Source organism: Pseudomonas parakoreensis, assembly GCF_021602155.1.
Classification (GTDB): domain Bacteria; phylum Pseudomonadota; class Gammaproteobacteria; order Pseudomonadales; family Pseudomonadaceae; genus Aquipseudomonas; species Aquipseudomonas parakoreensis.
Window position 1 is genome coordinate 186,444 of record NZ_BQHY01000005.1, and the last position, 13,633, is coordinate 200,076.

Annotated in this window: 11 protein-coding genes and 1 pseudogene; 5 read left to right on the forward strand and 7 right to left on the reverse strand. The window is 60.3% G+C overall.

What is annotated here, in order from left to right:
- Positions 1-33 precede the first annotated feature (33 nt).
- Positions 34-1,464: an exodeoxyribonuclease I gene (gene sbcB, locus L6D63_RS09400; protein ID WP_131671147.1), complete on the forward strand. Its 1,431-nt coding sequence runs from the start codon at positions 34-36 to the stop codon at positions 1,462-1,464.
- 103 nt (positions 1,465-1,567) lie between these two features.
- On the opposite strand, the gene mvaT is transcribed toward sbcB, so the two are convergent.
- Positions 1,568-1,945 carry a histone-like nucleoid-structuring protein MvaT gene (gene mvaT, locus L6D63_RS09405; RefSeq protein WP_041068510.1) on the reverse strand — a complete coding sequence of 126 codons (378 nt, stop codon included), beginning with the start codon at positions 1,943-1,945 and terminating at the stop codon, positions 1,568-1,570.
- Between the two features lie 337 nt (positions 1,946-2,282).
- Here mvaT and purU point away from each other — a divergent pair, with 337 nt between their 5' ends.
- Both purU and L6D63_RS09415 read left to right on the forward strand, forming a co-directional pair.
- Positions 2,283-3,131 (forward strand): formyltetrahydrofolate deformylase, encoded by an 849-nt coding sequence (gene purU, locus L6D63_RS09410; protein WP_003227580.1) that lies wholly within the window; start codon positions 2,283-2,285, stop codon positions 3,129-3,131.
- 87 nt (positions 3,132-3,218) lie between these two features.
- Positions 3,219-3,395: a hypothetical protein gene (locus L6D63_RS09415; RefSeq protein ID WP_167797083.1), complete on the forward strand. Its 177-nt coding sequence runs from the start codon at positions 3,219-3,221 to the stop codon at positions 3,393-3,395.
- On the opposite strand, the gene L6D63_RS09420 is transcribed toward L6D63_RS09415, so the two are convergent.
- From L6D63_RS09420 to L6D63_RS28775, 5 genes and pseudogenes are all read right to left on the reverse strand, one after another.
- Positions 3,358-4,377: a glucosaminyl phosphatidylglycerol flippase gene (locus L6D63_RS09420; protein WP_131671149.1), complete on the reverse strand. Its 1,020-nt coding sequence runs from the start codon at positions 4,375-4,377 to the stop codon at positions 3,358-3,360. The two genes, L6D63_RS09415 and L6D63_RS09420, sit on opposite strands and share 38 nt — an antisense overlap.
- Complete coding sequence (locus tag L6D63_RS09425) at positions 4,374-5,150, reverse strand: N-acetylglucosaminyl phosphatidylglycerol deacetylase (RefSeq protein WP_131671150.1); 777 nt, start codon at positions 5,148-5,150, stop codon at positions 4,374-4,376. The genes L6D63_RS09420 and L6D63_RS09425 overlap by 4 nt, the downstream gene beginning before the upstream one ends.
- Positions 5,143-6,255, reverse strand: coding sequence for an N-acetylglucosaminyl phosphatidylglycerol synthase (locus tag L6D63_RS09430; protein WP_047296301.1), 1,113 nt, complete (start codon positions 6,253-6,255; stop codon positions 5,143-5,145). The genes L6D63_RS09425 and L6D63_RS09430 overlap by 8 nt, the downstream gene beginning before the upstream one ends.
- Positions 6,256-6,465: 210 nt before the next feature.
- Positions 6,466-7,230: a methyl-accepting chemotaxis protein gene (locus L6D63_RS28770; protein WP_371260380.1), complete on the reverse strand. Its 765-nt coding sequence runs from the start codon at positions 7,228-7,230 to the stop codon at positions 6,466-6,468.
- A gap of 93 nt (positions 7,231-7,323) precedes the next feature.
- A pseudogene (locus L6D63_RS28775) lies at positions 7,324-8,355 on the reverse strand (HAMP domain-containing protein); the annotation flags it as partial.
- A gap of 186 nt (positions 8,356-8,541) precedes the next feature.
- Between L6D63_RS28775 and L6D63_RS09440 the strand changes: the two are divergent.
- The gene (locus tag L6D63_RS09440) at positions 8,542-10,029 is read left to right on the forward strand and encodes a helicase HerA-like domain-containing protein (protein ID WP_131671151.1); all 1,488 of its coding nucleotides are present in this window, start codon (positions 8,542-8,544) and stop codon (positions 10,027-10,029) included.
- A gap of 89 nt (positions 10,030-10,118) precedes the next feature.
- Here the strand turns inward: L6D63_RS09440 and L6D63_RS09445 are convergent, their stop codons facing one another.
- On the reverse strand, positions 10,119-10,574 hold the full coding sequence (locus L6D63_RS09445; protein ID WP_131671152.1) for a DUF721 domain-containing protein: 456 nt from the start codon (positions 10,572-10,574) through the stop codon (positions 10,119-10,121).
- A 307-nt stretch (positions 10,575-10,881) separates the two neighbouring features.
- Between L6D63_RS09445 and secA the strand changes: the two genes are divergently transcribed.
- Positions 10,882-13,617: a preprotein translocase subunit SecA gene (gene secA, locus L6D63_RS09450; protein WP_041068523.1), complete on the forward strand. Its 2,736-nt coding sequence runs from the start codon at positions 10,882-10,884 to the stop codon at positions 13,615-13,617.
- Positions 13,618-13,633 lie beyond the last annotated feature (16 nt).

Sequence of the window (13,633 nt, forward strand, 5' to 3'; positions counted from 1 at the left end):
AGACTTTGCTGATCTCAAGTTCAGGAACCGCCCGTGACTTCAATCTTCTGGTACGACTACGAAACCACCGGCATCAATCCGCGCAATGACCGCCCGCTGCAGGTCGCCGGGATTCGCACCGACCACGATCTCAATGAAATCGACGAACCGGTCAACCTCTACTGCCAGCCCAGTGAAGACATCCTGCCGCACCCGGCGGCGTGCGCCATTACCGGTATCACCCCGAGCCGTCTCGCCGAACAGGGTTTGAGCGAAGCCGATTTCATGACTCGGGTGCATGCGCAACTGGCGGCACCCGGTACTTGCGGTGCGGGTTACAACACCCTGCGCTTCGACGACGAGATGACCCGCTACAGCCTCTATCGCAATTTCTTCGACCCGTATGCCCGTGAATGGCAGGGCGGCAACAGTCGTTGGGATCTGATCGATGTGGTACGCGCCGCGTATGCGTTGCGCCCCGACGGTCTGGTCTGGCCGACCGATGACGCAGGCAAGGTCACCCTCAAGCTCGAACGCCTGACAGCCGCCAACAACATTGACCATGGGCATGCTCACGAAGCGCTCTCGGACGTGCGCGCCACCATCGCCCTGGCGCGGTTGATCCGCGAGAAACAGCCGAAGTTGTATGACTGGCTGTTTCAACTGCGCAGTAAACAGAAAGTCATGGATCAGATTCGCCTGTTGCAGCCGCTGGTGCACATCTCCGGACGCTTCTCGGCGGCGCGCCATTATGTCGGTGTGGTATTGCCATTGGCCTGGCATCCGCGCAATCGCAATGCCCTGATCGTCTGTGACCTGCACCTTGACCCGCAAGGTCTGCTCGATCTGGACGCCGAAACGCTGCGTCAGCGCCTGTACACCCGTCGCGATGATCTCGTCGAGGGGGAGTTTCCGGTGCCGCTCAAACTGATTCACATCAATCGCTGCCCGGTGGTGGCGCCGTTGTCGGTATTGCGTGCCGACGATCAGCAGCGCCTGGGCCTGGACATGGCGCTCTACCAGGCGCGTGCGCTGCGGCTAAGTGACGCACAACAAGTTTGGAAAGATAAAGTTACGGCAATTTATGCCAGCGAAGACTTCACCCCGAATGAAGATCCGGAACAGCAGTTGTACGATGGATTTATCGGTGATCGTGATCGGCGTCTATGCGAGCAAGTGAGGACAGCGGATCCGGCGCAATTAGCGCAAGAGCAATGGCCGTTCGATGACGAACGTCTGCCGGAATTACTCTTTCGATATCGCGCACGCAACTTTCCCGATACGTTGAATTTTGCCGAGCAAGAGCGCTGGAGAATATTCTGCCAGCAGCGTTTGTCCGAGCCGCACATGGGCGCACCTAATACCCTGCAATCTTTCGCCGAGGCCGCGCAGCAATGGGCGCTTAATGCGACGCCGATACAGAATCAAGTGCTCAATGAGTGGCAGAATTATGTCCAGGCATTGCGCAAACGTTTGAATCTTTGAAATCGAACATAGTGTGCCCATGAAATACCGGGCATAAAAAAACGCCAGCGTAAGCTGGCGTTTTTCATGGGCCGCAGAATCAGTCTGCGACAGGCATTGCGGCTTAGCCCAGCAGGGTAGCCCAGCCTTCAACCACGTCACCGCCCCACTTGGCTTTCCACTCTTTCAGGGTCTTGTGGTTGCCACCTTTGGTTTCGATGACTTCGCCGTTGTGCGGGTTTTTGTATTGTTTAACTTTGCGTGCACGCTTGGTGCCAGTAGTTTTGACTGCGACGCCACGGGTGCCTTTGGTTTTCGATTCCGGATCCAGCAGGGCGATGATGTCGCGCAGGGATTTGGAGTATTCGCCCATCAGGGTGCGCAGTTTGCCTTCGAATTCCAGCTCGGCTTGCAATTTGTCGTCTTGCGACAGATTTTTCAAACGCGCTTGCAGCTCTTTGATAGCTTCTTCGGTGGCGCGATATTCGTTGATCAAGGACATGGTAACTACCTTATGCGGATGTGTTGAATGGCAGGGGACAGTGCCGCAATAATAGTCAGGCTGTTTCATCAAGTAAACATTTAAGCGTATTTTTTATTTGAATTAGTTACGTGAAATAACCGGTAAATTGAATGGTCATCTAAATAATGTGATGCAGTCATCACGATTATTCACAATTATCTGGCCGAACAGCTTCACCGGCGCATCATCGCTTCGTCGTACAGTGCGCTCAGGCGCCATGAACCGCGCCCTCTCCGGCAAGTGCTCATCATTACTGCAGATTTCGCGCACAGTCGCTAGAATGGCCGCCTTTGCGAAGTTCTGGAGTTTCCCCCTCATGCGCACCTTTCGGTTGGTGATTTCCTGCCCTGACCGCGTTGGCATCGTTGCCAAAGTCAGTAACTTTCTGGCATCCCACAACGGCTGGATCACCGAAGCGAGCCACCACTCGGATAATCAGAACGGCTGGTTTTTCATGCGTCACGAGATCCGCGCCGATTCGCTGCCGTTCGGTATTGAAGTGCTGCGCGAGAAGTTTGCGCCGATTGCCGAAGAGTTCTCGATGGACTGGCGCATTACTGACACCGAGCAGAAGAAACGCGTGGTGCTGATGGCCAGCCGCGAATCCCACTGCCTGGCCGACTTGCTGCACCGCTGGCACAGCGACGAGCTCGATTGCGAAATCTCCTGCGTGATTTCCAACCACAATGACCTGCGCAGCATGGTCGAGTGGCACGGCATTCCTTATTACCATGTCCCGGTCAATCCGCAGGACAAGGAGCCAGCGTTCGCCGAAGTCTCGCGTCTGGTCAAACAGCACGACGCCGAAGTGGTGGTGCTGGCGCGCTACATGCAGATCCTGCCGCCGGCGCTGTGCCGCGAGTACGCGCACAAGGTGATCAACATTCATCACAGCTTCCTGCCGTCGTTCGTCGGTGCCAAGCCGTACCATCAGGCGTCGCTGCGCGGCGTGAAGCTGATCGGCGCGACTTGCCACTACGTGACCGAAGAGCTGGACGCCGGTCCGATCATCGAGCAGGACGTGGTGCGCGTCAGCCACAGCGACAGCATCGAAGACATGGTGCGTTTCGGCCGTGACGTCGAGAAGATGGTGTTGGCCCGTGGCCTGCGTTATCACCTCGAAGACCGCGTGCTGGTGCACGGCAACAAGACCGTGGTGTTCTGATCGAACCCACGCGTACTTGAATAATGAAGGGCCTGGGCGTTCAATCGTCCCAGGCCCTTTTTTCGTTTCAGCCCTTGAGGAACTGCCGTGAGCGACCCACTGGACAAAGCCACTTCGAAAGCGCCGGCCACCCTGGGTGAGGGCTGTCTTAGCCGCTACGACCCGGATGACCTGAGCCCGGAAGACGGCACCGAGTTTCCCGGCGCCGCCGAGTTGTGGGAGCAACTCAAGGAGCAGGCGGACGAACCTGAGAAGCCTGCCTGAACTTCAGCAGCTTCTTGAGCAATGGCCGCCCCAGCATCAATAGAAACACCGGGCCGCCCACCACCAGATAAAAGTAGAACGTCACCACCCGCCAGATCAGAATCGCTGCCGCCGCGGTGGATTTGCCGACCATCGGCGCCAGCAGCGCTGCCGAGGTCAGTTCCGCCGCCCCCGCGCCACCGGGCAACAAGCTCATTTGACCCGCCCCCAGCGACAGCATCTGCACCAGAAAACTCCAGGCCCACTGCAGGTCCGCGCCCAGCCCGCGCAAGGCCAGGTACAACACGCTGTAACGCAGCAGCCAGTGCATGCAGGTCAGGGCGAAAACCTTGGTCAGCGTCTGCCACGGCAACTTGAGCGTGTCGATGAACGCATCGAGAAAATGCAGCAGCTTGCGTGTCCAGCGCCGACGCGTGGCCGGTTGCACGTTGAGGCGGGCGAGCAGGCGTCCGCTCAGAAGAATCAGGCGACGGTGGTAGCGCGCCAGCAGCACGCAACTGAACAACCCACCGAACAGTGACACGGCGCTGACCATCAGCAGCCACTCCAGACGATCACTGAGGTGCTGAAACAAGGCGTAAATCAGGATGCCGCTCAAGGCACAGAGAAAGAACAGCAGATCGCTCAACTGATCCATGGCAAACACCGCACTGCCACGGGCCGGGCGCACACCGCAGCGCGCCAGCAAGGCCATGATCGTCAGCGGCCCGCCACTGCCGCCGGGAGTGGCGCAGTAGGCGAACTCCGCGGCCATCACCACACCGAGGCTTTTCAGCGGCGTGACCCGATCGCGCTGATCGCCCAGCAGCAGGCGCAAGCGCAGGGTGTTGATACCCCAGCAGAACAGAATCATGCCGAACATGATCAGCAGCCAGTGCAGCGGAAAGTTCTGCAACCGCGCGCCGATCTCGCCGCCGCCGAGCAGCACCGGGATCAGTACAGCGGCGAGCAGGCCGATCAACAACACAATGCCGCGACTCATGCAGCGCGCTCCATTCGCCCGCGGTGCTGGGTGAGCCAGTCGATTTTGCTCATGGGCGTGCGTCCTTCTGCCAGCAGCCGTTCAAGGGTTCGTAGCCAGTAATCACGCGCGAAGGCGTGGCGCATGTCTACCGGGTGCAAGCCTAGACGAATCACCGCGGCGTCGCGCCAATGCTGTTCGCGTTGCTCGCTGACGAGTTTTGACAGACCCCGGCGCCAGGCGCTGCGCGCACTCCACACCAGACCCGGGGCGTTGATGGCGGTGAAATCCGGTAATTGATAAAGATGTTGCGGGTCGCTGGTGTAGCTCAATGGGGTTTCACGAAGGGCCTGGCGGGTGCCCTCACTCATCAGCCAGGCCGGGGCGACGAAGCCGTGCAACGGCCAGCCATTGCGCCGGAACAGTTCGATGCCATGGCGCAGGCGAGCCTGCGCCGCTTCCCGGGACAGCCGATAAAACTCACCCTCGTGGGTGTAGATTCGGCGCATGAACCAGTCACGGGGCGTGGTCGGGGCTGGCTCGCGGTCGTCATGGTAATAGCCGTGCAAGGCCAGTTCATCGCCACGGACAAGCCGCTCGCCGAGCATTCGGCAGAACGCGGGATGATCCTCAAGCGCATCGTGACCATGAAAATCCGGAACGACCAGCCAGGTCATCGGTACGCCACCCATTGCGTCGACCGCCTCGACAAATGGCCGATAATCCGCCCACGTCGACGGCGCCACGTCGTGCAGCACCAGCAACACTGCGCGGTCATTCAAGGAATCAGCCATTGGCCACTCTTTGCCGCGAGTGACCGAGCACCGCGTGGTAATGACCGAGCAGGCTGTCGACCACGCTGTCCCAGGAGTAACGCCGTTCGACATGTTGTCGCGCTTGTTGGCCGAGTTTCAGGCAGCCGCGACTGAACAGCTCGCGCACCGCGTTGGCCATGGCTTGCGGGTTGTTCGGTGCACAGAGCAAGCCGCAGTCTTCGGCGACGATTTCTTCAAACGCACCGGCCGCCACGGCGAGCACCGGAATCCCGCAGGCCATGGCTTCGAGGATCACCAGACCGAAGGTTTCCTGATCGCCGGCATGGATCAGGGCATCGGCGCTGGCCATTAATCGCGCCACGGTGGCGGCAGGACAGAACCCGTCGATCACGCTGACATTGTCCGGAACCACGGCGGGCATCGATGAACCGACCAGCAACAGGTGATAGCGCGGGCCGAGGCGTTGCATGCATTTGAGCAGCACTGGCAGGTTTTTCTCTTTGGAGCCGCGTCCGGCAAAAATCAGCAGACGGGTGTCTTCGGCAATGCCCAGTTCGGCGCGCAAACCCTTGTCGCGGGCGCCAGGATGGAAAGTTTGCAGATCCACCCCCAGCGGTTGCACGAACACGTTGCGCACCCCCAGGCCTCGAAGTTTATCGGCCATCACTTGGCTCGGCGCCAGCACCCGGTCGAAGTTGCCGTACAGTTTGCTGACGTAAGCCTCGACATTCGGCGTGAGCCAATGGCCCATGCGATTGCTCACCAGCAACGGCAGATCCGAGTGATAAAAGCCGATCACCGGCACATCCAGGTGACGCCGCGCGTCGAGCGCCGCCCAGGCAGTCAGGTACGGGTCGCCGACTTCGATCAGTTCCGGTTGCAAGTCCTGCAGGACATTGCGCCACGGCGCAAGACGCACGGGGAAGCGATAACCTTTGCCAAAGGGCAGGGCAGGTGCGGGCACTGTGTAGACGCCGTCGTGTTCACTGAAATGTGCACCGGGGATCAGCAGGCTATGACGAATGCCCGATTTGACGCCCAGCCGACGATGCTTGGCGTCCAGATAGGTGCGTACGCCACCGCTGGCCGGGGCGTAGAACATGGTGATGTCGGCGATATGCACGGTGACCAACCCTCCGCTGTGTGGCACTCCCTTGGTTGACCTTTATCCAGAATAGATGTTCGGTCGGGATTGTGCGGTGGGAGTGTCAGGGAGGTGTTGTGGTGTTTGACAGGATGCCTTCGCGAGCAAGCTCGCTCCCACAGGGATCTGCAAACGACACAGATACAATGTGGGAGCGAGCCTGCTCGCGAAGAGGCCAGTGGCAGCGCCCTAGATGCGGAAACTGCCGACCAATTGCTGCAGCCGCGAAGCCTGCTGCTCCAGATCCGAACAGGCGCGCAAGGTCGCCTGCAGGTTTTCGACGCCTTCCTGGTTCAATGTGTTGATCTCGGTGATGTCGACGTTGATCGACTCGACCACCGCTGTCTGCTCTTCGGTCGCGGTGGCCACCGACTGGTTCATCCCGTCGATCTCGCCGATGCGCTGGGTCACGCTGTTCAGGCGTTCGCCGGCAAGGTTGGCGATTTCCACGCTGTCCTGGCTGTGGCGCTGGCTGTCGCTCATGGTGCTCACCGATTCACGGGCGCCGACCTGCAGCTCTTCAATCATGGTCTGCACTTGCTGCGCCGATTCCTGGGTGCGGTGCGCCAGGTTGCGCACTTCGTCGGCGACCACGGCAAAACCACGTCCGGCCTCACCGGCACGCGCGGCTTCGATGGCGGCGTTGAGCGCCAGCAGGTTGGTTTGCTGGGAGATGCTGGTGATCACTTCCAGAATCTGCCCGATGTTCACGGTTTTGCTGTTCAGCGACTCGATGTTGGTGCTGGAGGCGCTGAGCATGCTCGACAGTTGGTTCATCGCCTTGATGCTGCGGTCCACCACTTGCTGGCCGTCTTCGGCGAGGCCGCGGGCGTCGCTGGCCTGGTTCGAGGCTTGCGCGGCGTTGCGCGCGATTTCCTGGGCAGCGGCGCCCAGTTGATTGATCGCGGCGGCGACGCTGCTGGTGCGCGAGGCTTGCTGGTCGGAGTTGTACATCGACGAGTTCGACGCCGCGACCACGCGCAGCGCGACCTCGTTGACTTGCCCTGTGGCCGACGACACTTCGCGGATCGAGCCGTGGATACGCTCGACGAAGCGGTTGAATGCGGTACCCAGCACGCCAAATTCATCGTTATTGACGATAGTCAGGCGCTTGGTCAGGTCGCCTTCGCCATCGGCGATGTCTTCCATGGCGCGGGTCATGACGTGCAGCGGCTGAATCAGCAGGCGAATCAGCATGCCCAGCAGCGCAATGATGATCACCACCGCAATCACGGTGGCAATCACCGCCGAGGTGCGGAATTCGCTGAGCATCGAGAAAGCTTTGTCCTTGTCCACCGACAGACCGATGTACCAGTTGACCGACGGCAGGCCTTTGATCGGGGTGAAGCTGACGATGCGGGTCTTGCCGTCGACCGTGATTTCACTGAAGTCGCTGCTGATGCGCGGGGTGTCCTGCGGATAGGCTTCTTTCAGTGACTTCATCACCAGCGCCTTGTCCGGGTGCACGAGGATCTTGCCGTCGGCGCTGACCAGAAACGCATAGCCCATGCCGGAGAAGTCCCGGGCGGTGAGGGTGTCGACCAGGGTTTGCAGGCTCAGGTCGCCGCCGACCACGCCAACGCTCTGACCGGCTTTTTTCGAGGCGGTGGCGATGGAGATGATCAACTGGCCGGTGGCGGCGTCGATGTACGGTTCGGTCAGGGTCGAGGCGCTGCTGCTCTCGGCACCTTTATACCAAGGGCGCACCCGTGGATCGAAGCCGTCCGGCATCTTTACGTCCGGGCGGATGGTGAAGTGACCGGTGGCATCGCCCAGGTAAGTGGCCATGAACGTCGAGGTCAGGGATTTCTGCTCCAGCAAGCTCGCGACGTTGGCCGGTTCCGGGTTGATGGCGATGTTCTGGGCCGCGTTCTCGACCAGCAGAATGCGTCCGTTGAGCCAGGTCTGGATGTTATCGGCGGTGACTTCGCCCATCTCGTTGAGATAGTTGTTCAGGTCATCGCGGATCGCGTTGCGTTGCAGCCAGTCGTTGTACAGCGTGAACGAGGCGAAAGCGGCGATGACGATGAGGGCGGCGGCAAGCAAAATTTTATGGCTGAAGCGCAGGTTTTTGTTCATGGCTTGGGGTTCCGCTAAGGTCTTAATGTCCTGGGCGTGCTTTTATAAAGACGCGCAATATGGGCAAGGGTGAAAAAAACTGATATTTCCGGCTCTCCTTAGGGAAATGTCCGACCGACTTTTCAGTCAGGTTCTCGCCCTTAGCTATCGGCCACAGCGGATTAAAGATTAACCATAGGTGACAAAATGCCTGACACATCGCAACTCGTTATCGGCGCCGATCTGACGGGGCAACCGATTGCTCAGGCCATGCGCCTGGCCAACCGCCACGGGCTGATCGCCGGTGCGACCGGGACCGGCAAGACCGTGACTTTGCAACGTCTTGCCGAAGCGTTCAGCGACGCCGGGGTCGCGGTGTTCGCCGCCGACATCAAGGGCGACCTGTGCGGCCTGGGCGCTGCCGGCAATCCGCAGGGCAAGGTCGCCGAGCGCATCGCCGGGATGCCCTGGCTCGACCACAAGCCGCAGGCCTATCCGGTGACGCTGTGGGACATTCACGGCGAATCCGGTCACCCGTTGCGCACTACGTTGAGTGAAATGGGCCCGCTGTTGATCGGCAGCCTGCTGGAACTGACCGACAGTCAGCAGGCGGCGCTGTACGCGGCTTTCAAAGTGGCGGACCGCGAAGGTCTGTTGTTGCTGGACCTGAAAGACCTCAAGGCGCTGCTCAACCACCTCAAGGACAACCCGCAGTTGCTGGGCGAAGATGCCGCGCTGATGACCACCGGTTCCAGTCAGGCGCTGTTGCGCCGGCTGGCGACTCTGGAGCAGCAGGGCGCTGAAGCCTTGTTCGGCGAGCCAGCATTGCAACTCGAAGACATTCTGCAACCGGCGGCGGACGGCCGTGGGCGCATTCATTTGCTCGATGCCAGCCGTCTGGTACACGAGGCGCCGAAGGTCTACGCGACGTTCCTGCTGTGGTTGCTGGCCGAGCTGTTCGAGCAGTTGCCAGAGCGCGGCGACGCCGACAAACCGCTGCTGGCGCTGTTCTTCGATGAAGCGCATTTGTTGTTCGGCGATACGCCCAAGGCGTTGCAGGAGCGTCTGGAGCAGGTGGTGCGGCTGATCCGCTCGAAAGGCGTGGGTGTGTATTTCGTCACCCAGTCGCCGGGGGATTTGCCGGATGAGGTGCTGGCGCAACTTGGCCTGCGCATCCAGCACGGCTTGCGAGCGTTCACCGCCAAGGAACAGAAATCCCTGCGCGCGGTGGCCGATGGTTTCCGGCCGAATCCGGCGTTCGATACGTTGTCGGTATTGACCGAACTGGGCATCGGCGAAGCGCTGGTCGGGACGCTGCAGGAAAAGGGCACGCCGGAAATGGTCCAGCGGGTGCTGGTGGCGCCGCCGCAGTCGCGGATCGGGCCGCTGAGCGAGACCGAACGCACGATGCTGATCGCCGGGTCGCCGTTCAAGGGCCGGTATGACAAGCCGATCGATCGTGAATCGGCGTATGAAATCCTGATGGGCCGCAAGGATCTGGCGCCGGAGGCAGAAATGCCGACCGGTAAGGCCGCGCCTGAAGAACCGAGCCTGGCCGATCGTGCCGGAGAGTTTCTGGGCACGGCGGCGGGGCAGGCGCTGAAGTCAGCGATGCGCCAGGCGGCGAACAATCTCGGCAAACAACTGGTGCGCGGGCTGATGGGGTCGTTGCTCGGCGGCAGCAAACGCCGCTAAAAGCAAAGATCGCAGCCTTCGGCAGCTCCTGCAGGGGAACGCATTCCCAATGTAGGAGCTGCCGCAGGCTGCGATCTTTTGTTCTTGCCTCAGGTCTTGTCTTTGGCGTGCGCCGCCAGACGCTCGAGCGCTGCACGCAGGCCTGGATCGCTGATCCCGTCGGCCGTTGACTGAATCGTCTGCGCTGCGTCCGGCGACAGATCCATCGAGTGTCCGCCTGGCCGATGCTGGACCAGCGGCGGTTGCACGCGGAACAGGATGCGCGTCAGGTTGGCGAACTCTTCGAACAGCTGCAGTTGGCGTTGCAGGCGTTTTTGCTGGTAACGCAGGCGCGTCGCCCAGTGCCCGTCGGTCACCACCAGCGTCAATTGGCCTTCACGCCACTTGGCCACATGGCAATGCGTGCGGGCGGCCGGTTGCAGCTGGCTTTCGAGCAGGCGTTGCAGATGAGCGAGGCGTTGGGCATGGCCGAGAATGGCTTTGAGCGGCTTGGCTTCGCGTAGCAGAACGGCGGGCGCTCTGGCTGTGAGGGGGCGAAATGCCATGATCGAACACCTGAAGTAACAGACGCGCCATGGTAGCAGAAAGCGACGGAACCACTCGCCCATTGCTTTTGTCCCTGCTTTACCCATTAAATCAACAACTAACTTCTTGCCTTGATGGGTTGAAGTTGAGCAAAACGCCCTTATTTTAAGTGAGCCCCGTCAAAGCGCAGTGCCAGCATCGTGGAATATCGCCACTTTCCTCACCACCGTTTCCGGGTAGAATGCTCGTTCGCATGCGGCCATGAGGGCTGCACGGGCGACTCACGGGGCCGCCCTCCATCCCTTTAGTGTGGAAGATCCTGCCGATATGTTTGCGCCTTTGTTAAAGAAACTTTTTGGAAGCAAGAACGAGCGTGAAGTCAAACGCATGCTCAAGACGGTGCAGCTCGTCAATGCCTTCGAAGAGCAAATGGTGGCCCTTTCGGACGATCAATTGCGTGCCAAGACCAACGAGTTCAAGGCCCGTATCGCCAAAGGGGAATCCCTCGACAAGCTGTTGCCTGAAGCCTTCGCGGTCGCCCGTGAAGCCGGCAAGCGCGTCATGGGCATGCGCCACTTCGACGTCCAGTTGATCGGCGGCATGACCTTGCATGAAGGCATGATTGCCGAGATGCGTACCGGCGAGGGTAAAACCCTCGTGGCCACCCTGGGCGTTTACCTCAACGCGCTGTCCGGCAAGGGCGTGCACGTTGTGACCGTGAACGACTACCTGGCCCGCCGCGACGCCAACTGGATGCGTCCGCTGTATGAATTCCTCGGCCTGACCGTCGGCGTCGTGACGCCGTTCCAGCCGCCGGAAGAGAAGCGCGCCGCCTACGCTGCCGACATCACCTACGGCACCAACAACGAATTCGGTTTCGACTACCTGCGCGACAACATGGCGTTCAGCATGGAAGAGAAATTCCAGCGCGAACTCAATTTTGCCGTGATCGACGAAGTCGACTCCATCCTCATCGACGAAGCCCGTACCCCGCTGATCATTTCCGGTCAGGCCGAGGACAGTTCCAAGTTGTACATGGAGATCAACAAACTGATCCCGCAGCTGGAACTGCACGTCGAAGAAGTCGAAGGCCAGGTCACCAAGGCCGGCCACTACACCATCGACGAGAAGACCCGTCAGGTCGAACTCAACGAAGCCGGTCACCAGTACATCGAAGAAATGCTCACCGGCGTCGGCCTGCTGGCCGAAGGCGAGAGCCTGTACTCGGCGCATAACCTGGGCCTGCTGACCCACGTTTATTCGGGTCTGCGTGCGCACAAACTGTTCCACCGCAACGTCGAATACATTGTGCAGGACGGTCAGGTCGTACTGGTCGACGAACACACCGGTCGTACCATGCCGGGTCGTCGTCTGTCCGAAGGTCTGCACCAGGCCATCGAAGCCAAGGAAGGTCTGAACATCCAGGCCGAGAGCCAGACCCTGGCCTCGACCACGTTCCAGAACTACTTCCGTCTGTACACCAAGCTGTCCGGCATGACCGGTACCGCTGACACCGAAGCGTTCGAATTCCACCAGATCTACGGCCTGCAGGTCATGGTCATTCCGCCGAACAAGCCGTTGGCGCGTAAAGACTACAACGACCTGGTGTTCCTGACCGCCGAAGAGAAATACGCGGCGATCATCAACGACATCAAGGAAGGCATGGCCCAGGGCCGTCCGATCCTGGTGGGTACCGCGACCATCGAAACCTCCGAGCACGTGTCCAGCCTGCTCAACAAGGAAGGTATCGAACACAAGGTACTGAACGCCAAGTTCCACGAAAAAGAAGCCGAGATCATTGCGCAAGCCGGTCGTCCGGGCGCCCTGACCATCGCCACCAACATGGCCGGTCGTGGTACCGACATCCTGCTGGGCGGCAACTGGGAAGTGGAAGTCGCGGCGCTGGAAAACCCGAGCCCTGAGCAGATCGCCCAGATCAAGGCCGACTGGCAGAAGCGTCACCAGCAAGTGCTGGAGTCCGGCGGTCTGCAGGTGATCGCCTCCGAGCGTCACGAATCCCGTCGTATCGACAACCAGCTGCGTGGCCGTGCCGGCCGTCAGGGCGATGCCGGTTCCAGCCGCTTCTACCTGTCGCTGGAAGACAGCCTGATGCGCATCTTCGCCTCTGACCGGGTGAAGAACTTCATGAAAGCCCTGGGCATGCAGCCGGGCGAAGCGATCGAACACCGCATGGTGACCAACGCGATCGAGAAGGCGCAGCGCAAGGTGGAAGGTCGCAACTTCGACATCCGCAAGCAACTGCTCGAGTTCGACGACGTCAACAACGAACAGCGTAAAGTGATCTATCACATGCGTAACACGTTGCTGGCCGCCGACAACATCGGTGAAACCATCGCCGATTTCCGTCAGGACGTGCTCAACGCCACCGTCAGCGCGCACATTCCGCCGCAATCGCTGCCCGAGCAGTGGGACGTGGCCGGTCTGGAAGCGTCGATCGCCAGCGACTTCGGGGTGAAATTGCCTATCCAGCAATGGCTCGACGAAGACGATCACCTGTACGAAGAGACCCTGCGCGAGAAGCTGATGGTCGAGCTGATGGCGGCGTACAACGAGAAAGAAGATCAGGCCGGTGCCGAAGCACTGCGCTCGTTCGAGAAACAAATCGTTCTGCGTGTGCTGGACGATCTGTGGAAAGACCACCTGTCGACCATGGATCACCTGCGTCACGGCATTCACCTGCGTGGCTACGCCCAGAAGAACCCGAAGCAGGAATACAAGCGCGAGTCGTTCACGCTGTTCTCCGAGCTGCTGGATTCGATCAAGCGCGACTCGATCCGTGTGCTGTCGCACGTTCAGGTGCGCCGCGAAGATCCGGAAGCCGAAGAGCAACGCCTGCGTGAGGAAGCCGAAGCACTGGCCGCGCGCATGCAGTTCGAACACGCCGAGGCCCCGGGTCTGGAGCAGCCGGAAGTGTTGGGTGAAGAGGTCGATGTAGCCCTTGCCACCGCGCCGGTGCGCAACGAGCAGAAGCTGGGCCGCAACGAACTGTGCTACTGCGGTTCGGGCAAGAAATTCAAGCATTGCCACGGGCAGATCCAGTAAACCCCGTTTCAATCGC

Bases quoted from the DNA above. Each gene is read 5' to 3' on its own strand.
- mvaT (WP_041068510.1), bottom strand. From the start codon at position 1,945: ATGTCCTTGATCAACGAATATCGCGCCACCGAAGAAGCTATCAAAGAG.
- purU (WP_003227580.1), top strand. From the start codon at position 2,283: ATGCGCACCTTTCGGTTGGTGATTTCCTGCCCTGACCGCGTTGGCATC.
- L6D63_RS09420 (WP_131671149.1), bottom strand. From the start codon at position 4,377: ATGAGTCGCGGCATTGTGTTGTTGATCGGCCTGCTCGCCGCTGTACTG.
- L6D63_RS09425 (WP_131671150.1), bottom strand. From the start codon at position 5,150: ATGGCTGATTCCTTGAATGACCGCGCAGTGTTGCTGGTGCTGCACGAC.
- L6D63_RS28770 (WP_371260380.1), bottom strand. From the start codon at position 7,230: ATGTACAACTCCGACCAGCAAGCCTCGCGCACCAGCAGCGTCGCCGCC.
- L6D63_RS09440 (WP_131671151.1), top strand. From the start codon at position 8,542: ATGCCTGACACATCGCAACTCGTTATCGGCGCCGATCTGACGGGGCAA.
- L6D63_RS09445 (WP_131671152.1), bottom strand. From the start codon at position 10,574: ATGGCATTTCGCCCCCTCACAGCCAGAGCGCCCGCCGTTCTGCTACGC.
- secA (WP_041068523.1), top strand. From the start codon at position 10,882: ATGTTTGCGCCTTTGTTAAAGAAACTTTTTGGAAGCAAGAACGAGCGT.